Raw genomic sequence first — 18,514 nt, forward strand, 5'->3', positions numbered from 1 at the left:
AGGTCCTGCCCAATACTGTGTACCGGCACAGTACCGCCCGGTCCCGGTCGGCGCGGGTCGCCCCGCCCGGCCGCACATGCAGGCCGGGACCGAACGGAAGGAACACCGAGATGTCCACCCGCCTCACCGACGGGGAACTCGTCGACCGGTACCTGCACGCCGTCCTCGTCCACCTGCCGCGGTCCCGGCGCGACGACGTGGCCGCCGAACTGCGCCGGCGCATCGACGACGCCGCCGCCGACCGCGACGTGCGTGAGGTGCTCGCCGGCCTCGGCTCCCCGGAGGATCTCGCCCGCACCTACCGGGGCGCCCCGCGGCACCTGATCGGTCCCCGGCTCTACGACACCTACCTACGGGTGCTGTGGCCCGTCGTCGGGGTCGTGGCGGCGGTGCTCGGCGGACTGACCCTGCTCGGCGCCCTGACCGAGGTCACCGCTCCCGCGGCCGCGCCCCTCGACACCACCGACGTCGTGTGGGACGCGATCGACGCGGCCCTGACCGGCGGTGTGTACGCCGCGTTCTGGGTGACCGTCGTCTTCGCGGTGCTCGAGCGCACCGCGCCCGCCGGCACGGACCTCGGCCGGTGGGACCCGGACGACCTCCCGGCGGTGCCGCACGGCCGGGAGATCCCCGTCGGCGAGGCGGTCGCGGAACTGGTGTTCGCGGTGGTCGTGCTGATCGGGGTGGCGAGCCTGTCCCCGTCGCTCGCGCCGTCGTTCTTCGGTGCCGGGTACGAAGCCCTCGACCCCAGCTTCACCGACCGGCTGGTGCCGGCGATGATGGCCGTCGCGGCGCTGTGGGTGGTCTCGGCGAGCGTGGCGCTGGTCGTGCGCAGCTGGACGACGGTCGTCACCGCGCTGTCGGTGGTCTCCGATCTGCTCGCCGTCGCGGTGGCCACGGCCGTGCTCGTGCACCGGCCGTACTTCTCGCCGCAGTTCCTGTCCGACCTGCGCGAGCGCACGGGCTCCGACCTGACGGCTCAGCTGAACCTGGCGGTCGGCATCGTGTGCATCGTGGTGATCGTCGCCTCGGCGGCCGGGGTGGTGACGGCGGTCCGCAAGCACCTCGCGCACCGCCGCGCCTGAGGCCCGGCCGTCAGCAGGTGGCCAGGACGCCGGCCATCGCGTCCTTCTCGTCCGGCGTGATCCACAGGCCGTACTCCGCCTTCACCTCGATCTGCCGGGAGACGTAGGTGCAGCGGTACTCCGCGTTCGGGGGCAGCCACTGCGCCGCGTCCTTGTCGCCCTTGCCCTGGTTCGTGGGCCCGTCGACGGCCTGCAGGTTCCGGGGATCGTTCGCGAGGTTCTTGCGGGCCTGCGCATCGAGCAGCCGCGCACCCTTCTGCCACGCGTCCGACAGGGCGACGACGTGATCGATCTGCACCGCCGACGACGTGTCGACGCCGCGCCGGAAGTAGATCTCCCGCCCCGTGTACGGGTCGTACAGGGTCCCCGCCTCGACGGTGCACTCCTTCGTCACCGGCGCCAGCTTGATGTTCACGAGATCCCGCTTCAGGACGTCGTTGCGCGTGTCGCAGCCGTTGCGCCCGCCCGCGACGGTCACGTCGTCGGTCCATGCCGGCCCGAACAGGGCGCGGTCGTAACCGCCGGACGGGTCCGGTTCCCGCACGGCGAGGCTCTTCAGCAGTTCGACCGCCTCGGCGGCGGCGGCCGACGACGGGGCCGGCGCGGGCGCCGACGTGGACCCGCCGGGACCCGCCTCGTCGCCGCCGTACGTCTGCTGGAGGACGACGAACGCGACGAAGGCGAGCACGTAGGCGAGCAACCACAACCAGCGCCGGCGGCCGGCGGAGTTCGCCGCGGCCACTACTGCGCGAGCGGCGGCATCTTCACGACCTGTCCCGCGTAGGACAGGCCGGCACCGAAGGCGAGCAGCAGGCCGAGCCCACCCGGCTGGACCTGACCGGTGCGCAGCATCTTCTCCATCGCGAGGGGGATGGAGGCGGCGGAGGTGTTGCCCGTCTCGATGATGTCGTCGGCGACGGCGACCGTCTCCGGCAGGTCGAGCTGGCGGACGATGACGTCGTTGATGCGCAGGTTGGCCTGGTGCGGGACGAACGCGTCGAGGGCGGCGAGCTCGACACCGGCCTTGTCGGCGATCTGCCGGGCGATCTTGCCCATCTCGAAGGCCGCCCAGCGGAACACCGCGGTGCCCTCCATGATGATCCAGGGCCGCTTCTGATCGGGGTTGTTCGCGAAGTTCACCCAGTCGGGTTCCTGGCGGATGGCGTCGGCCTGCGAGCCGTCCGATCCCCACACGGTGGGGCCGATGCCCACCTCGTCGGACGGGCCGACGACCACGGCGCCGGCGCCGTCGCCGAAGATGAACCGCACCGAGCGATCGGTGGGCTCGGTGGTGTCGCTCATCCGCTCGACGCCGATGACGAGCGCGTAGTCCTCGGTGCCCGCGCGCACCAGGTCGGAGGCGACGCCGAGGGCGTAGCAGAAGCCGGCGCAGCCTGCGGAGATGTCCAGGGCGGCGGCGCCGCCGGTGCCGAGGGCGTCGGCGACCAGCGCGGCGGACTGTGGGGTCTGGTACGGGTAGGTCGAGGTCGCCACGATGACGGCGCCGAGCCGGTCGCCGGTGATGCCGGCGGCCTCGAGCGCCTTGCGGCCCGCGGAGATCGCCATGTCGAGGACGGTCTCGCCGGTGTCCTCCGCGAAGCGCCGCTCCTTGATGCCGGAACGGGACTGGATCCACTCGTCGCTGGAGTCGATCTGCTGACAGATCTCGTGGTTGGTCACGATCCGCTCGGGGCGGTGCACGCCCAGCCCGAGCAGTGCGGTGTTCCGCAGCGGGGCGGGACCGGCGATCTGTGCACCCATCAGGCGAACTCCTCTTCTTCGTGCACTGGCTGTCAGTGCATCGCGTTCCTGACACGGTAACGCGCGCGCGAATCGTAGCGGAGCCGACCCGTCGGCCACGGCCCTTGCGCGCGGGCCGCCGGGACACGCCGACGGGCCCGGGACCGCGTGTGACTACTGCCACCTCCTGTTACCGTCTGTGGCCGTGCACACACGTAATGGGGGTTACCGACGTGCTTCCGCCCGCCTCGGAGTCCTTGCGCTGACCTGTGCCGCCGTGACGGTGGTTCCGTTCGCGGGCACCGTGGCGGCGAACCCGAACGCGATCAATCCCATCCCGGGACTCAACGGGGTCAACGGCCTGCCGGAGCTGCGCGGCCGCACCCAGGTGGTGGCGCAGCAGACCGGGATGCTCAGCACCAACCGCACGCAGGACATGAACGTGCTCGGCACCGACCTCGGCGTCATGTGGGACAACGGCCGCGGCCAGGTGCTGACCGCGTTCGGCGACACGGCGGGCCTCGGGCTGCCCAACCTTCTCTCGGGCAGCATCTGGGCCTGGCGCAGCAGCGCGCTGTTCCGCAGCTCGGACCGCAACCTCACGGACGGGATGACGTTCGACAGCGCGGCCCGTGACTTCTTCGGTCAGGCGAAGGAACTCGTACCGAGCCCGAAGATCCCGTTCGTGGAGATCAGCCGGATCCCCACCGCGGGGATCGCCGTCGGCGACACCCAGTTCCTGAGCTTGATGTCGGTGAAGAACTGGGGGCACGCCGGCTCGTGGGAGACCAACTTCTCGGGGCTGGCCTTCTCCCACGACAACGGGGAGAACTGGACGGTGGCGCCGCAGACCGAGCGGCCGAGCGTCGGCGGGAACCGGAACTTTCAGATGGGCGCCTTCGTCCGGCACGGCGGGTTCGTCTATCAGTACGGAACGCCGCCCGGCCGCGGCGGCCTGGTGCACCTGGCGCGCGTGCCGGAACTGCAGATGCTCGATCTCGCGGCGTACGAGTACTGGGACGGCGGCGCGTGGGTGCGCGACGTGAATGCGGCCCGCCCGGTGATGGCGGGCGGCGCGGCCGAGCTGTCGGTGCAGTGGAACGACTACCTCGGGCAGTTCGTGCTGCTGACCACCGACGGCCACAACTCCGTGGTGCTGCGCCGCGCCCCGTCGCCCACCGGCCCGTGGAGCGCGCCGGAGGTCGTCGTCGACACCCGGGAGCTGCCGACGGCGTACGGCGCGTACATCCACCCGTGGTCGTCGGGTCCGGACCTGTACTTCCTCACGACCGTGCACCAGAACTACAACGTGCTGCTGCTGCGTACCACGCTCCACCCCTGACCGGCGCGGCGTCCGGGCTACCGTGCGTCCATGGACGCACAGGAGTGGGATGCGCGGTATGCGGAGAGCGAGACGGTGTGGGGATCGCCGCCGAACCCGGTGATCGTCGAGTTCGCGACGTCGCTGCCGCACGGCCGGGCACTGGATCTGGGGTGCGGCGAGGGCCGGCACTCGCTCTGGCTGGCCACGCGCGGCTGGGAGGTGACCGGCGTCGACTTCTCCCGGGTGGCGGTGGACAAGGCCCGGGCGATCGCGGCGCAGGCGCCGCGACGGGTGCGTGAGCGCCTGACGTACGCGTGCGCCGACGTGACCGAGATCACCTTCGACGCCGAATATGATCTCATCCTCTCCGCCTATCTCCATTTCCCTCCGCCACAGCGACGAGCATTGATCGACAATGCGATCGCGGCCCTGAAACCTGACGGAATCCTCATATTTCTGGGGCACGATTCGACCAATCCCACCGAGGGCGTCGGAGGTCCTCGCGATCCCGAGATCCTCTACACACCAACGGATCTCGCCGAGGAAATGCACGACCGGCTGGATATCCGGACCGCCGAGCGGAGAATGCGGGAAACGGACGCAGGAATGGCGATCGACGCGCTGGTCGTGGCACGCAAACCGACCCTTGGCAGTTAGTTGCCCGGCGGGTAACATAGGCGGATGTTACCGACGAGTAATAACTTGGGCGGTACTCGAACACTGCTTGACCGCACCATCTCACTGGGAGTAGCGCAGACATGGGCCATTACAAGAGCAACCTCCGGGATCTGGAGTTCAACCTCTTCGAGGTGCTGAAGATTCAGACGCTCCTCGAGGCCGGGAAGTTCGGTGACCTCGACGAGGAGACCTCTCGTGGCATTCTGGCCGAGGTGAAGACCCTCACCGAGGGCCCCGCGGCGGAGTCGTTCGCCGAAACCGACCGCACCCCCCCGGTCTTCGATCCCGAGACCCACTCGGTCTCGCTGCCCGAAGGCTTCAAGAAGGCGTTCAACTCCTGGTACGAGGCCGGCTACTGGTCTATGGGCCTCGAGGAGGAGATCGGCGGAACGCCGGCGCCGCGCGCCCTGAGCTGGGCCGTCAACGAGATGATGCTCGGCGCCCAGCCGGCCGCCTTCATGTACGCCGCCGGTCCGTCCTTCGCCGGCGTGCTCCACGCCAACGGCACCGACGAGCAGAAGAAGTGGGCCGCGACCATCGTCGAACGCGGCTGGGGCGCCACCATGGTCCTGACCGAGCCCGATGCCGGTTCCGACGTCGGCGCCGGCCGCACCAAGGCGATCAAGCAGGACGACGGCTCCTGGCACATCGAGGGCGTCAAGCGGTTCATCACCTCCGCCGACTCCGACGATCTGTTCGAAAACATCTTCCACCTCGTCCTCGCCCGCCCCGAGGGCGCCGGCCCCGGCACCAAGGGCCTGTCGCTGTTCTTCGTCCCGAAGTTCCACTTCGACTTCGAGAAGAACGAGATGGGCGAGCGCAACGGTGTGTTCGTCACCAACGTCGAGCACAAGATGGGCCTGAAGGCGTCCGCCACCTGCGAGGTCACCTTCGGCGGCCACGGCGTGCCCGCCCAGGGCTGGCTCGTCGGCGAGGTCCACAACGGCATCGCCCAGATGTTCGACGTCATCGAGCACGCCCGCATGATGGTGGGCACCAAGGCCATCGCGACCCTCTCCACCGGCTACCTCAACGCCCTGGCCTACGCCAAGGAACGCGTCCAGGGCGCCGATCTGACCCAGATGACCGACAAGACCGCCCCCCGGGTCACCATCACCCACCACCCGGACGTGCGGCGCGCCCTGGCCATGCAGAAGGCCTACGCCGAGGGTCTGCGCGCGGTCTACCTCTACACCGCCGCCCACCAGGACGACGTCGTCGCCGAGCAGGTCTCCGGCGCCGACCACGAGCTGGCGCACCGCGTCAACGACCTGCTGCTGCCCATCGTCAAGGGCGTCGGCTCCGAGCGCGCCTACCAGTACCTGACCGACTCGCTGCAGACCCTCGGCGGCTCCGGCTTCCTGCAGGACTACCCGATCGAGCAGTACATCCGCGACGCGAAGATCGACTCCCTCTACGAGGGCACCACCGCCATCCAGGCGCAGGACTTCTTCTTCCGCAAGATCGCCCGCGACCGCGGCGTCGCCCTCGCCCACCTCACCGGCCAGATCCAGAAGTTCCTCGCCTCCGACAGCGCCGACGAGCGCCTCAAGTCCGAGCGGGCCCTGCTCGCCACGGCCCTCGAGGACGTCCAGGCCATGACCGCCACCCTGACCGGCTTCCTCATGGGCGCCCAGGAACAGCCGACCGAGCTGTACAAGGTGGGTCTGGGCTCGGTGCGGTTCCTGCTCGCCTTCGGTGACCTGCTCATCGGCTGGCGCCTGCTCGAGCAGGCCGAGATCGCCCTCGCGGCCCTCGACGCCGGCCCGGACGCCAAGGACAAGGCGTTCTACGAAGGCAAGGTCGCCATCGCCGGCTTCTTCGCCAAGAACGTCCTGCCCGAGCTGACCGCCGTGCGCGGCATCGTCGCGAACGTCGACCTCGACATCATGGAGCTCGACGAAGCGGCCTTCTGAGCCGTGGCAGGTAGCCGTGGCAGGTGAGCGTGGCAGGTGGCCGCGGCAGGTGGCCGCGGCAGGTGAGCGAGTGTATCGTCCGCTACCGCTGAGGAGCTGAACGATACATTCGCTCGGCCCGGCTCGGCCCGGCTCGGCCCGGATCGGCCCGGATCCGAGTGAGTAGGTAGTACACAGGACTGTGCCCTCCCGTTTCGTAACGGGAGGGCACAGTCGTGTGCAGGCTGGTTCCGCGCTACGGCGTGCCGGTCTGCGACGTTCCCGCGGGGGCCGCGGCCGGCGCATCCCCGGATTCGTCCGGGGTGCTCGGGGCGGGCTGCGGGGTCGTCGTCACGGCCGGTCGCGCGCCGGCGGGTGCCTCCGCGCCGCCTCCGGGCGTCTCCGCCTCCCCGGGCGCCGGCTGCGACGGCGCGGCCGGTGCCGCCTCCGGCGCGGGCTCCGGCTCGGCGCTGACGCAGCGCACCACGGGCACCGGGTCGTAGCGGACCGTGCGGGTGGTGCTCGAGATCTGCCGGCCGGTGGCCGCGTCGGTGATGATGCGGGTGTCGCTCACGGTGAAGCCCTGCGCGCCGCTCGACGGGATGCACCCCGGCCCGGCCGGCAGCGTGATCGTGTTCGGCGCCGTGAAGTTCGTGCGGGGACCGGTCACGGATTCGACGTCCACGGTCTTGGTGCCCCAGATCCGCACCGTGATGTCCGACGACGTGCCGATCGCCTGGATCAGCACCCCGGTGTCGAAAGGATTGCGGAACTTCAGGTCGATCGCGCCCTCGAAGACCGTCGCCTCCCGGGCCGCCGGATACCGGGAGATGTAGTAGCTGTGCTCGGTGTGCTCGACGTCCTCCATGCCTGCGAAGTACGTCGCGTTGTACAGGGTGGTCGCGAGCTGGCTGATGCCGCCGCCCACCGCTTTGGATGGGCGCCCGTTGTTGATGATGCCGGACTCGACGTACCCCTGCGCCGCGCCGCGCGGGCCGGTGTAGCCGTTGAGCGAGAACGTCTCCCCCGGCTTGACCAGCGCACCGTTGATCTCCGAGGCCGCCAGGCGGATGTTCACGCCCGAGGCGTACTCGAAGCCCCCGGTGGTGAACTCGCCGATCACCTCGCGGATGCCCAGCTTCTCGGCGGCCTCCGTGGTCAGCTTGGGAGCGACCGGCTTGTACACGGCGTCGGTCACCCGCTCCCCCGGCGCGGCCAGCAGCTGCGGCAGCGATTCGAGGCTGACCGCCCAGTCGACGAGCTCGCCGTCGACCGACGGGATCACCGTCGGGCCCCCGCCCTCGAGCACGATCCGGGCGTCTTTCGGCTCCACCTCGGTCGCGGCCAGTTGCGGCCGGAGGATCTCGGTCGCGGCCTCGATCCCGTACTGCGGGGTCAGTCCCCCGTTGCCGTCGGGCACGAAGGTCAGCACGGCGCCGACACGGTCGCTGGGCAGGGTCGCGACGGCCCCGTCGCGACCGCGGACCGTCACGTCGGCTGCGACGGCGGGGTCCGCGACGTCTCGCAGTGCGCGTTCGAGTCCCTCGGGCGTGACCGTCACCTCGACCGTCTCGACGGGGAACGCGACGTCGCCGAACGCCCAGCGTTCGGCGAACAGGTCTGCGGAGGCCTCCGCATCGAGCGTCTGCCCGGGCAGCGGCGGCACGGGCACCGGGGTCGCCCCGTCGAACACGAGGTTGCCCTCCCGTGGCGGCCGGTCGGCGACCGCGCGGACGCCGCCGATCGCCGCCGACAGCGCGGCGTCGTCGCGCGTCGACACGACGCCGATCTCGTTGCCGCCGCCGAAGAACGACGCCACGCGGGCGATCGGGTCGAGCGGTTGCGATCCGATGCGGTCGAGGGTGTGCTCCCAGTCGACGTCCAGACCCGCCTGCGCCGGCACGATCTGCGCGGTCACGTCGCCCGCCGTGACGGTCACGGGCTCGTCGACGCGCGGCCCGAGTTCGGTCCGCAGTATCTGTTCCGCCTCCGGGACCGACCGCCCGCCGATCTCGATACCGGCGACGGTGACGCCGCGCGGCACGTTGCCCGACGAGACGGCGAGGTCGCCGACGTAGAGGGCGGCGAGCACGGCGGCGACGCCGCCGACCACCAGCGCGATGCGACGCCAGGGCGGACGGCCGTCGCGTCCGGGTCCGGCCTGCGCCGGCTCGGCCGGGGGCGGTCCGGGCGGTGGTGGCTCGGTCGGGGGCGGTCCGGCCGGGGTGCCGGACTCGGGAGGTACGGTCGCCGGCCGAGGGGCCGCTTCCTGCTCGGTGGCCGGCTCCCGGGAGGCGTCGTCCGACAGGGTGGGGATGACCTCGGTCTCGACCTCGGCGTCGGTGCGGCCGGACGCCGGCGCGACGACGGGCAGCACGGCAGTGGGCGCCTCCCAGGGCGGCACGTCGGCGTCCGCCGGCGGTTCCGGCTCGGCGTCCGGGACCTGCTCGGGTGCCCCGGCAACGTCGCCGGCGACGGGCTGCGGGGGCGGGGTGGGCTCGACGCTCGCCACGGGGACGGCCTCCGTCCGGTTGCCGGCGGCGTCCTGGGGCGTCGCCTCCGGCTCGGGAACGGCGGACCGAACCTCGTCCTGGCCGTCCTCGGGGTCGTTCGTCCCGCTCTTGCCGCTCACCCATGTCCTTTCACCGGGGTGCGCCCCGGATCGGGCGCACCACTCGGTATCCAGCCTAATGTCGGGTTCCCGGCGCCCCCGAGCCGATGGGCGGTCCGAGCCCCCGCGGACAAGCGAAAGACCTCGCGTTGCCGCCAGGTCGGGGGTCAGGCAGCAACGCGAGGTCGACTGGTTTATCGGCGGCCCCGCCGGGGCGTTACAGACTTCCGGGATTTTTTCCGGACGGGGCCGCCGGGGTCGGCTCAGGCCTCGAGGATGGCGGTCACACCCTGCCCACCTGCGGCGCAGATCGAGATGAGGCCCCGCACGGGCTTGCCGGTCTCCTGCCGCTTCTCATGCAGCATCTTCGCCAGGGACGCGACGATGCGGCCACCCGTCGCGGCGAACGGGTGCCCGGCCGCCAGCGACGAGCCGTTGACGTTGAGCTTGCTGCGGTCGATGGACCCGAGCGGAGCGTCCAGACCGAGCCGGCCCTTGCAGTACTCCTCCGACTCGAACGCCTGGAGCGTGGCCAGGACGACGGAGGCGAACGCCTCGTGGATCTCGTAGAAGTCGAAGTCCTGCAGCGCCAGGCCGTTGCGCTTCAGCAGCCGCGGGATCGCGTAGGTGGGGGCCATGAGCAGGCCGTCGCCACCGTGGACGTAGTCGACCGCCGCGGTCTCCGAGTCCACGAGGTAGGCGAGCACGGGCAGCCTGCGCTCAGCAGCCCACTCCTCCGAGGACAGCAGCGCCGCCGACGCACCGTCGGTGAGCGGGGTCGAATTGCCCGCGGTCATGGTGGCGCCGCCGAGCTCGACGCCGAACACCGGCTTCAGGCCGGAGAGCTTCTCGACCGTCGAGTCCGGGCGCAGGTTGTCGTCGCGGGTGAGGCCGAGGAACGGGGTGACGAGGTCGTCGAAGAAGCCACGGTCGTAGGCGGCGGCCATGTTGCGGTGGCTCGCGGCGGCCAGCTCGTCCTGAGCCTCCCGGGCGATGCCGAACTCCTTGGCGGTGATCGCCGCGTGCTCGCCCATCGACAGACCGGTGCGGGGCTCGCCGTTGCGGGGGATCTCGATGCCGAGCATCGACGGCCGGACCTGGCCGAGCAGCTTGACGCGGTCGCCGGTCGAGCGGGCCCGGTTGAGGGAGAGCAGGAACTCGCGCAGCTCGTTGTTGACGCCGATGGGGGCATCGGAGGTGGTGTCGACACCGCCGCCGATGCCGGCCTCGATGCGGCCGGCGGCGACGGCGTCACCGACGGAGATGATCGACTGCAGGCCGGTGCCGCAGGCCTGCTGCAGGTCCCAGGCGGGGGTGTGCGGGTTCAGCGCGCTGCCGAGTACGCACTCGCGGATCAGGTTGAAGTCGCGGCTGTGCTTGAGGACGGCCCCGCCGACGACGGCACCGAGCCGCTCGCCCTGGAGGTTGAACCGGCTCACCAGCCCGTCGAGCGTGGCGGTGAACATGTCCTGGTTCGACGCGCGGGCGTACGTGCGGTCCGACCGGGCGAAGGGGATCCGGTTGCCGCCGAGGATTGCGACACGGCGCAGCTGCGTGGAACGAGCGGTGGTGGTCACTGACGTCTCCCGGGATGCTGGTGGATACAGACTCTGGCTACTATTCTTACTCGCGAGTAAGTTCGTTGTCGACACCACACCGTCGGCCCCTCCCGACAATACCGACGTCCGAACCAGAGAAGGTGGAATCGTGGCTGAAACCAAGAGCGCCCCCGGCCTCTACGCCCAGTTGATCGGGTCCGCGCCCGGAGCATTCCTCGCCAAGCAGTTCGGCCTGCCGAAGCCGGAGAAGCTGCGCCGGTACGAGCCGGGTCAGCCGCCGCTGGCCGGCCCGCTGCTCGTCGGGGGCAACGGCCGCCTCGTCGAACCGATCCGCACTCTGCTGTCCGACTACCCGTTCGCCGATCCCGCCGACACCGCGTACGGGGCGCTCGTCTTCGACGCCACCGGCATCACGGACGTCGCGGGCCTCGAGCAGCTGTTCACCTTCTTCCAGCCCGCGATCAAGGGGCTCGGCCCGAGCGGGCGCGTCGTGGTGCTCGGCACCACCCCGGAGGAAGCCTCCTCCGTGGACGAGCGCATCGCCCAGCGCGCGCTCGAAGGCTTCACACGCAGCGTCGGCAAGGAACTGCGCCGCGGCGCGACGGCCCAGCTGGTGTACGTCTCCCCCGATGCCGCCACCGGCCTGTCCGGCCTCGAATCCACGCTGCGCTTCCTGCTGTCCGCGAAGTCCGCGTTCGTCTCCGGCCAGGTGATCCGCGTCGGTGCCGGCGACGCGAAGGCCCCCGAGTCGTGGGAGCGCCCGCTCGCCGGGAAGGTCGCCGTCGTCACCGGCGCGGCCCGCGGCATCGGCGCCACGATCGCCGAGGTACTCGCCCGCGACGGCGCGCACGTCGTCTGCGCGGACATCCCCGCGGCCGGCGACGCCCTCTCGCAGACCGCGAACAAGGTCGGCGGCGTCTCCCTCGCCCTGGACGTCACCGCCCCGGACGCGGGCGACAGGCTCGCCGAGTACCTGCTCGAGCGGCACGACGGCGCCGACATCATCGTCCACAACGCCGGCATCACCCGCGACAAGCTGCTCGCCAACATGGACGCCGCGCGGTGGAACGCCGTCATGGCCGTGAATCTGCTCGCCCCCCAGAAGATCACCGAGAAGCTGGTCGAGAAGGGCGCGCTGAAGGAGGGCGGCCGCGTGGTCGACGTATCGTCGATCGCCGGCATCGCCGGCAACCGCGGCCAGACCAACTACGGCGCGTCCAAGGCGGGTGTCATCGGGATGGTGCAGGCCACCGCGCCCGTGCTGGCCGAGAAGAACATCACCATCAACGCCGTCGCACCCGGCTTCATCGAGACGGCCATGACCGCAGCGATCCCGGTGGCCACCCGCGAGGCCGGTCGCCTCATGAGTTCGCTGCAGCAGGGCGGGCAGACCGTCGACGTCGCCGAGACCGTCGCCTGGTTCGCCAACCCGGCGTCGAGCGCGGTCACCGGCCAGGTCGTGCGCGTGTGCGGCCAGTCCATGCTGGGGGCGTGATGGCTGTCGTCGAACTCTCCTCGCGCCCTTCGACTCTCGACGTCTACGCGCGGGCGGCGCTCTCGGCGCTGCCCGTCGTGGGCGCCTCGGGCGACCGCCTGCCCGACGACACCCTCGTGCTGCGCGGCCTGCGCGTCGACCCGGACAACCTGGCCGAGTACACGAAGGTGTGCGGACTGCGCTTCGGCGACACGCTCCCGCTGACGTACCCGTTCACGCTGACGTTCCCCGTCGTGATGAAGCTGATGGTGTCGAAGGGCTTTCCCTTCGCCGCCGTCGGTTCCGTCCATGCCGAGAACGTGATCGAGCAGGTGCGGCCCGTGTCCGTGACCGAGCCGCTGGATCTGAGGGTGCATGCCGAGAACCTGCGGGAGCACCGCAAGGGCCTGCTCGTCGACCTGGTGAGCGAGATCAGCGTCGGCCGGGAGCTGGTGTGGCGGCAGACGTCGTCGTTCCTGCACCAGCAGCGCACCTCGCTGTCGGATCAGCCGAAGCCCGAACCGAAGGCCGAGGAGATCCCTCCGGTGCCGACGTCGACGCTGCGGGTGGACCAGAAGACGATCGACCGCTACGCATCGGTCTCGGGTGACCGCAACCCGATCCACGTCTCCCGGCTCGGCGCCAAGGCGTTCGGGTTCCCGAAGCCCATCGCGCACGGCATGTGGAGCGCGGCCGCGGCGCTGCGGGCCGTGGAGGGCCGCATCCCGTCGCGCGCGACGTACTCGGTCCGGTTCGGCAAGCCGGTCCTGTTGCCCGCGACCGTGAACCTCTACGCCGCACGCGCCGCCGACGGCTGGGACCTGGCGCTGCGCCACCCGAAGAAGGGCTACCCGCACCTCACCGCCACCCTGCGCTGAGAGCGGCTGCGCCGCAATCGCTCCGAGCGAATGTATCGTCGACTCCCACTGAGGAGATCAACGATACATTCGCTCGGGCGGGGGCGGGCTCGAGGGCGGGGACGGGGGCGGGCTCGGGGGCGGGGGCGGGCGCGCTCGGCGGATCAGCCGGCGAGCAGAGCGTCCATCTGACCGACGGCGAGCCGCAGCCCTTCTTCCATACCCATGCCGGCCAGTTGCTCCATCTGTTCCCGGGACGCGAACGCGGAAAGAATCCGCATCCGGGTGCCGCCCTCGTGCTCGACGAGCTGCATCCGCACCGTGGTGGTCGGCATCTCGAGGTTCGGCGTCCCGTCCTCGTCGGCGAACCCGTCGCTGAATTCCAGGGACTCGGGCGGCTCGACCGCGGTGACGTTCCACCAGCCGCGGTACTTGTCCCCCTCGGGACCGGTCATGAAGTAGGTGACGGTGCCACCCGGGACCAGATCGTGCTGCTCCACGGTCGCCGGGTGGGTCGGCGGTCCCCACCACCGCTCCAACTGCCGGGGGTCGGCCCACAACTGCCACACCCGTTCGAGCGGTGCGCGGAAGTCGGCGATCAAGGTCAGGGTCAGGCTGTCGAAGTCCTTCTCGACGCTGGTCACGCTCATCGTTGTCGTCCTTTCCTCGGGTCGTTCCGGGCCGGATCCGGTTCCTCGGTGAGCAGGGCCGACATCCGATCCACTCGTTCCCGCCAGGCGCCCTCGAGCTGGTCGAGCACCCGCCGGGCCGTGTCGATCGCGTCCGGGTCGGTGTGCACGAGTTGCTCCCGTCCGCGTCGTTCCTTCCTGACGAGGCCGGCCCGTTCGAGTACCGCCACGTGCTTCTGCACCGCGGCAAAGCTCATGGGATAGGCCTCGGCCAGCCGCGAGACCGACGCCGCGGTCCGCGCGCAGCGATGCAGGATGTCCCGTCGGGTGGCGTCCGCCAGGGCGTGGAACAGTTCGTCCACCGCGTCTTCACGAATCCGATCTACAACCATTTGGTTGTAGATTAGCCGCACAACCCCCGCCTGTAAAGGAGTCGGCGTCGACGGCGGAAACGGACAACCCCGCCGTCGCGACAAGCGTTTTACAAATTACGATATTTTGTCTACCGCTGAGATCAAATGTCCTGTACTGTCCACATCACAGTGAGCTGGCTCATACCGGCTCCTCGAACTGGACGCTTCACGGGACAGGGAGGTCGAACGGTGACGACGTCGGACATCGGGCGGTACGCGCAGGCGCCGGTGGAACAGTGGCGCGATCGCAAGCGGTATCTGTGGCTCATGGGGCTGATCCCGCCCACGGCGATCTTCCTCGCGACCGCACTGATCTGGGGATTCAACCAACTCGGCTGGACCGCGGTCTCGCCGATGTGGTGGTGGATCGGTCCCCTTCTGGTGTACGTGCTGCTGCCGATCCTCGACCGGTTCTTCGGCCCCGACGGGCAGAACCCGCCGGACGAGGTGATGGAGATGCTCGAGAACGACAAGTACTACCGGTACTGCACCTACGCCTACATCCCGTTCCAGCTGGCCAGTCTCGTCTTCGCCTGCTACCTGTGGTCGACCGGGAACCTGTCCTGGCTGGGGATCGACGGCGGCCTGGGGCTGATCTCGAAGATCGGTCTGGCGTTCAGCGTCGGCGTGATGGGTGGTGTCGGGATCAACACCGCCCACGAGCTCGGCCACAAGAAGGACGACCTCGAACGGTGGCTGTCGAAGATCACCCTGGCCCAGACCTTTTACGGCCACTTCTACATCGAGCACAACCGCGGCCACCACGTGCGGGTGTCGACCCCGGAGGACCCGGCTTCGGCCCGCTTCGGCGAATCGTTCTGGACGTTCCTGCCGCGCAGCGTGTGGGGCAGCCTGAAGTCCTCGTGGGAACTCGAGAAGACCCGCCTGCAGCGCCTCGGCAAGAGCCCGTGGACCCTGCGTAACGACGTCCTCAACGCGTGGGCGATGTCGGTGGTCCTGTTCGGTGTGCTCGTCGCGGTGTTCGGCCCGGTGATCATCCCGTTCCTGATCCTGCAGGCCGTCTACGGCTTCTCCCTGCTCGAGACGGTGAACTACCTCGAGCACTACGGGCTGCTGCGGCAGAAGACCGCCACCGGCCGGTACGAGCGCTGCACCCCCGCGCACAGCTGGAACTCCGACCACATCGTCACCAACATCTTCCTGTACCACCTGCAGCGGCACAGCGATCACCACGCGAACCCGACCCGCCGCTACCAGACCCTGCGGAGCATGGACGGCGCCCCCAACCTGCCCAGCGGCTACGCGAGCATGATCGGGCTCGCCTACATCCCGCCGCTGTGGCGCAAGGTGATGGACCACCGCGTCGTCGAGCACTACGACGGCGACATCACCCGCGCCAACATCCAGCCGAGCAAGCGCGGCAAGGTCCTCGCCGAGTTCGGGGCGCAGTGATGGCCGCCTACGAGTGCCCGGTGTGCAACTACGTCTACGACGAGACCGCAGGCGCGCCCCGCGAGGGTTTCCCCGCCGGCACACCCTGGGACGCGATTCCCGACGACTGGTGCTGCCCCGACTGCGGGGTCCGCGAGAAGATCGACTTCGAAGGACGCTGACATGACCACGAACTACAAGCTCTTCCGTTGCCTGCAGTGCGGATTCGAATACGACGAGGCCGAGGGCTGGCCGGAGGACGGCATCGCCCCCGGCACCCGATGGGACGAGATCCCCGACGACTGGTCCTGCCCGGACTGCGGCGCCGCCAAGTCCGATTTCGAGATGGTCGAGGTCAGCCGGACATGACCGAGACGATCGTCGTCGTCGGCACCGGGGTGGCCGGCGCGACCGCCGCACAGACCCTGCGCAAGGAGGGCTTCGCCGGACGTGTCGTGCTGATCGGCGAGGAGGCCGCGCTGCCCTACCGGCGGCCGGTGCTGTCGAAGGACCTGCTCGCCGGCAGCATCACCGCGGAGCGGGCACAGCTCGAACCGGCCGGCTACTGGGCCGACCACGACATCGACCTGCGCACCGAGACCCGCGTCGTCGAACTCGACCCACTGCGTCGCCGGCTCCGGCTGTGGGACAACGAGATTCTCGACTACGACGCGGTGATCCTGGCGACGGGCGCCCGCGCCCGCCACCTGGACCACGACGGCGGGGACAGGGTGCTGAGCCTGCGCACGGCCGAGAACGTCGCCCCGCTGCGGGCCGCGATCGAGGCGCACCGTTCGCTCCTCGTCGTCGGCGCCGGCCTGATCGGCTGCGAAGTCGCTTCCACCGCAAGGGAACTGGGAGCCGAGGTCACCGTGCTCGAGAGCGCGCCGTCGCCGCTCGCCCGCATCGTGCCGCCCGCCGTCGCCGAGATGTACGTCGACCTGCACGCCGAACGCGACGTGCCCGTCCACACCGGCGTCGCGCTGCGCTCCCTCACCGGCGACGACGACGGGGTGCATGCCACCGCCGAGGACGGGCGCGCCTGGACGGCCGGCGCCGCCCTCGTCGCGGTGGGCTCGGTGCCGGACACCGCGCTCGCCCGCACGGCCGGGCTGACCGTCGGCGACGGCATCGTCGTCGACGAGGCCTACCGCACCTCCGCCGCCGGGGTCTACGCCGCGGGCGACGCGATCGAGCAGCCCAACCCGATGCTCGGCGGCCGGCACCGCACGGAGAACTGGAACAGCGCCCGGGCCCAGGGCATCGCCGCCGCGAAGTCCGTCCTCGGGCAGCCGCTCGGCGCCGCGGAGGTGCCGTGGGGCTGGTCCAACCAGTACGGGCACAACCTGCAGTTCGCCGGCTGGTCCCGCCACGACGACGACTACGTGGTGCGCGGGTCGATCGAGGGCCGGGACTTCACGGCCCTCGCGCTGCGCGGCGACCGGCTGGTGGGGGCGATCGCCCTCAGCCGCCCGAAGGACATCCGCATCGTGCGGCAGCTCGTTGCCGCCGGCGCGGCGGTCGATCGCGGCGCGCTCGCGGACGAGTCCGTCGCGCTGGGCGACGTCGCGGGTCGGCGCGCGGCGGCCACGCCGGCATCGCTGTAGCGGGCCGCTCAGCCTTGGTGGTCGGTGCGCTTCTTGCCGGCCAGGCCGCGCCAGGCCAGGTTCTCGAGCAGATCGGCGGCCTTCTCCACGTCGATCTCGCCGCCGGCGATGCGGTCGGCGACGGCCTCACCGGCGCCGACGAGCGCAACGGCCATGATGGCGAAGTCGGTTCCCGGCTCCGGGTCGCGCGTGCTCGATTCGAGCAGGTGCGCGGTGAGCTCGATGAGCCGGTCCCGGCTGCTGCGCACCTGCCCGGCGAACGCCTGCTGGGACATCGCCTGGCGGTAGAGCACCATCCACGAGTTGCGGTGGGCGTCGACGAACCCGAGGAACGACTCGAGCGCCACCCGCAGCTGATCGCGCGGCGTGAGCCCGGGATCACCGGCGGGCGTCAGGGCCTCGACGAACCGCTGCCCCTCCCGGCTGATGCACGCGGCGAACAGTTCGTCCTTCGAGCCGTAGTACAGGTAGAGCATCGGCTTGGAGATCTGGGCCCGGGCCGCGATGGCGTCCATCGAGGTATTGTGAAACCCGTTCTCGGAGAAAACCTCCACGGCGGCGTCCAGCATCTGCTGTTCCCGCACCGCGCGAGGCAGTCGCTTGGTACCGCCGGCCATGTCTCCTCCAAGTCCCGATGCTCCCAGCTCCTTACTCTAGAGTAAGGAGCTGGTTTCCGACGCCGATTCAGCAGTCCAGCGCGCCCTTGGCGCGCGCGACGGTGCGCACCGCGTCGTCCACCCGCGCGGCCGGCAGCGCTCCCGTCGCCACGGCCTGTTCGAGATGGTCGAGCACCCGCGGGACGTCGTCGGTGGTCAGCCACAACGCCTGGTCCACCCCGGCGGCGAGCGCCGCCTGCACCGCTTCGGTGATGTCGTACGTGTCGGTGATGGCCCGCATGCCCGACAGGTCGTCGGTGAAGACCACCCCGTCGAACGGCGGGGCACCGTAACCGGTTCCGGACCGCAGCAACTGCACCGCCTGCGGGCTGATGCTCGCCGGCAGTCCCTCGGTCAGCCCCGGCACGTCGAGGTGCCCGAGCATCACCGCGACCCCGGAATCCACGAGCTCCCGGTACGGCACCAGGTCCACCTGCTGCAGCTGGTCGAGCGGCGGCGCGGTGACCGCACCGGTGTGCGAGTCATCGAGGCGTTCGAGGCCGGCGCCGTCGAGGCCGACGATCTCGACGCTCTTACCTTTGTTGGCGTACTTGTGTCGGATCGCGTCGAGGGCGGCCACGGTGGAGGCGTCCC

At 70.5% G+C, this 18,514-nt stretch carries 18 protein-coding genes; 10 read left to right on the forward strand and 8 right to left on the reverse strand.

Annotated features, from left to right (window positions below; all coding sequences use genetic code 11):
- The first annotated feature begins 110 nt into the window (after positions 1–110).
- Positions 111–1,085, forward strand: coding sequence for an HAAS signaling domain-containing protein (locus AIIKEEIJ_RS26185; RefSeq protein ID WP_161996880.1), 975 nt, complete (start codon positions 111–113; stop codon positions 1,083–1,085).
- Positions 1,086–1,095: 10 nt separating this feature from the next.
- Here AIIKEEIJ_RS26185 and AIIKEEIJ_RS26190 read toward each other — a convergent pair whose 3' ends face one another.
- Both AIIKEEIJ_RS26190 and AIIKEEIJ_RS26195 read right to left on the reverse strand, forming a co-directional pair.
- Positions 1,096–1,827 (reverse strand): HNH endonuclease family protein, encoded by a 732-nt coding sequence (locus AIIKEEIJ_RS26190; protein ID WP_072636180.1) that lies wholly within the window; start codon positions 1,825–1,827, stop codon positions 1,096–1,098.
- On the reverse strand, positions 1,827–2,846 hold the full coding sequence (locus AIIKEEIJ_RS26195) for a beta-ketoacyl-ACP synthase III (RefSeq protein ID WP_006931650.1): 1,020 nt from the start codon (positions 2,844–2,846) through the stop codon (positions 1,827–1,829). The genes AIIKEEIJ_RS26190 and AIIKEEIJ_RS26195 overlap by 1 nt, the downstream gene beginning before the upstream one ends.
- 256 nt (positions 2,847–3,102) lie before the next feature.
- Here AIIKEEIJ_RS26195 and AIIKEEIJ_RS26200 point away from each other — a divergent pair, with 256 nt between their 5' ends.
- From AIIKEEIJ_RS26200 to AIIKEEIJ_RS26210, 3 genes are all read left to right on the forward strand, one after another.
- On the forward strand, positions 3,103–4,167 hold the full coding sequence (locus AIIKEEIJ_RS26200; RefSeq protein ID WP_338021014.1) for a DUF4185 domain-containing protein: 1,065 nt from the start codon (positions 3,103–3,105) through the stop codon (positions 4,165–4,167).
- Between the two features lie 30 nt (positions 4,168–4,197).
- Entirely contained in the window at positions 4,198–4,806 is a 609-nt protein-coding gene (locus AIIKEEIJ_RS26205; RefSeq protein WP_043798683.1) for a class I SAM-dependent methyltransferase, read from the forward strand.
- Between the two features lie 101 nt (positions 4,807–4,907).
- Positions 4,908–6,743 carry an acyl-CoA dehydrogenase C-terminal domain-containing protein gene (locus tag AIIKEEIJ_RS26210; protein WP_161996882.1) on the forward strand — a complete coding sequence of 612 codons (1,836 nt, stop codon included), beginning with the start codon at positions 4,908–4,910 and terminating at the stop codon, positions 6,741–6,743.
- Positions 6,744–6,978: 235 nt separating this feature from the next.
- On the opposite strand, the gene AIIKEEIJ_RS26215 is transcribed toward AIIKEEIJ_RS26210, so the two are convergent.
- Complete coding sequence (locus tag AIIKEEIJ_RS26215) at positions 6,979–9,354, reverse strand: VanW family protein (RefSeq protein ID WP_338021015.1); 2,376 nt, start codon at positions 9,352–9,354, stop codon at positions 6,979–6,981.
- A 242-nt stretch (positions 9,355–9,596) separates the two neighbouring features.
- A complete protein-coding gene (locus AIIKEEIJ_RS26220) occupies positions 9,597–10,910 on the reverse strand; it encodes an acetyl-CoA C-acetyltransferase (RefSeq protein WP_161996883.1) in 1,314 nt (437 codons plus the stop codon).
- 130 nt (positions 10,911–11,040) lie between these two features.
- Here AIIKEEIJ_RS26220 and AIIKEEIJ_RS26225 point away from each other — a divergent pair, with 130 nt between their 5' ends.
- Entirely contained in the window at positions 11,041–12,387 is a 1,347-nt protein-coding gene (locus tag AIIKEEIJ_RS26225; RefSeq protein WP_029546036.1) for a 3-oxoacyl-ACP reductase, read from the forward strand.
- Positions 12,387–13,244: a MaoC/PaaZ C-terminal domain-containing protein gene (locus AIIKEEIJ_RS26230; RefSeq protein ID WP_029546038.1), complete on the forward strand. Its 858-nt coding sequence runs from the start codon at positions 12,387–12,389 to the stop codon at positions 13,242–13,244. Before AIIKEEIJ_RS26225 ends, AIIKEEIJ_RS26230 begins: the two co-directional genes overlap by 1 nt.
- A gap of 143 nt (positions 13,245–13,387) precedes the next feature.
- Here the strand turns inward: AIIKEEIJ_RS26230 and AIIKEEIJ_RS26235 are convergent, their stop codons facing one another.
- Together AIIKEEIJ_RS26235 and AIIKEEIJ_RS26240 are read right to left on the reverse strand one after the other, a co-directional pair.
- On the reverse strand, positions 13,388–13,873 hold the full coding sequence (locus AIIKEEIJ_RS26235) for an SRPBCC domain-containing protein (RefSeq protein WP_161996884.1): 486 nt from the start codon (positions 13,871–13,873) through the stop codon (positions 13,388–13,390).
- The gene (locus AIIKEEIJ_RS26240; RefSeq protein ID WP_029546042.1) at positions 13,870–14,244 is read right to left on the reverse strand and encodes an ArsR/SmtB family transcription factor; all 375 of its coding nucleotides are present in this window, start codon (positions 14,242–14,244) and stop codon (positions 13,870–13,872) included. Before AIIKEEIJ_RS26240 ends, AIIKEEIJ_RS26235 begins: the two co-directional genes overlap by 4 nt.
- 210 nt (positions 14,245–14,454) lie before the next feature.
- On the opposite strand from AIIKEEIJ_RS26240, the gene AIIKEEIJ_RS26245 reads away from it, so the two are divergent.
- The 4 genes from AIIKEEIJ_RS26245 to AIIKEEIJ_RS26260 are packed head-to-tail and all read left to right on the forward strand — an operon-like array spanning position 14,455 to position 17,264.
- Positions 14,455–15,678, forward strand: coding sequence for a fatty acid desaturase (locus AIIKEEIJ_RS26245; RefSeq protein WP_161996885.1), 1,224 nt, complete (start codon positions 14,455–14,457; stop codon positions 15,676–15,678).
- Positions 15,678–15,839, forward strand: a complete 162-nt coding sequence (locus tag AIIKEEIJ_RS26250) for a rubredoxin (protein WP_003939211.1) — start codon at positions 15,678–15,680, stop codon at positions 15,837–15,839. Before AIIKEEIJ_RS26245 ends, AIIKEEIJ_RS26250 begins: the two co-directional genes overlap by 1 nt.
- Position 15,840: 1 nt before the next feature.
- Positions 15,841–16,026: a rubredoxin gene (locus tag AIIKEEIJ_RS26255; RefSeq protein WP_006940282.1), complete on the forward strand. Its 186-nt coding sequence runs from the start codon at positions 15,841–15,843 to the stop codon at positions 16,024–16,026.
- Complete coding sequence (locus AIIKEEIJ_RS26260) at positions 16,023–17,264, forward strand: FAD-dependent oxidoreductase (protein ID WP_161996886.1); 1,242 nt, start codon at positions 16,023–16,025, stop codon at positions 17,262–17,264. Before AIIKEEIJ_RS26255 ends, AIIKEEIJ_RS26260 begins: the two co-directional genes overlap by 4 nt.
- Before the next feature lie 8 nt (positions 17,265–17,272).
- Here AIIKEEIJ_RS26260 and AIIKEEIJ_RS26265 read toward each other — a convergent pair whose 3' ends face one another.
- Both AIIKEEIJ_RS26265 and AIIKEEIJ_RS26270 read right to left on the reverse strand, forming a co-directional pair.
- Positions 17,273–17,881, reverse strand: coding sequence for a TetR/AcrR family transcriptional regulator (locus AIIKEEIJ_RS26265; RefSeq protein WP_006940279.1), 609 nt, complete (start codon positions 17,879–17,881; stop codon positions 17,273–17,275).
- Positions 17,882–17,948: 67 nt separating this feature from the next.
- A partial coding sequence (locus AIIKEEIJ_RS26270; RefSeq protein ID WP_274387130.1) for a glycoside hydrolase family 3 N-terminal domain-containing protein occupies positions 17,949–18,514 on the reverse strand: 566 nt, incomplete at its 5' end.

This window comes from Rhodococcus sp. YH1 (assembly GCF_009939605.1).
Classification (GTDB): Bacteria; Actinomycetota; Actinomycetes; order Mycobacteriales; family Mycobacteriaceae; genus Rhodococcus; species Rhodococcus aetherivorans.

Excerpts from the sequence above, each read along its gene's own strand:
- AIIKEEIJ_RS26255 (WP_006940282.1), top strand. The coding sequence starts at position 15,841 with ATGACCACGAACTACAAGCTCTTCCGTTGCCTGCAGTGCGGATTCGAA.
- AIIKEEIJ_RS26205 (WP_043798683.1), top strand. The coding sequence starts at position 4,198 with ATGGACGCACAGGAGTGGGATGCGCGGTATGCGGAGAGCGAGACGGTG.
- AIIKEEIJ_RS26235 (WP_161996884.1), bottom strand. The coding sequence starts at position 13,873 with ATGAGCGTGACCAGCGTCGAGAAGGACTTCGACAGCCTGACCCTGACC.
- AIIKEEIJ_RS26250 (WP_003939211.1), top strand. The coding sequence starts at position 15,678 with ATGGCCGCCTACGAGTGCCCGGTGTGCAACTACGTCTACGACGAGACC.
- AIIKEEIJ_RS26260 (WP_161996886.1), top strand. The coding sequence starts at position 16,023 with ATGACCGAGACGATCGTCGTCGTCGGCACCGGGGTGGCCGGCGCGACC.
- AIIKEEIJ_RS26210 (WP_161996882.1), top strand. The coding sequence starts at position 4,908 with ATGGGCCATTACAAGAGCAACCTCCGGGATCTGGAGTTCAACCTCTTC.
- AIIKEEIJ_RS26195 (WP_006931650.1), bottom strand. The coding sequence starts at position 2,846 with ATGGGTGCACAGATCGCCGGTCCCGCCCCGCTGCGGAACACCGCACTG.
- AIIKEEIJ_RS26230 (WP_029546038.1), top strand. The coding sequence starts at position 12,387 with ATGGCTGTCGTCGAACTCTCCTCGCGCCCTTCGACTCTCGACGTCTAC.
- AIIKEEIJ_RS26265 (WP_006940279.1), bottom strand. The coding sequence starts at position 17,881 with ATGGCCGGCGGTACCAAGCGACTGCCTCGCGCGGTGCGGGAACAGCAG.
- AIIKEEIJ_RS26240 (WP_029546042.1), bottom strand. The coding sequence starts at position 14,244 with ATGGTTGTAGATCGGATTCGTGAAGACGCGGTGGACGAACTGTTCCAC.
- AIIKEEIJ_RS26185 (WP_161996880.1), top strand. The coding sequence starts at position 111 with ATGTCCACCCGCCTCACCGACGGGGAACTCGTCGACCGGTACCTGCAC.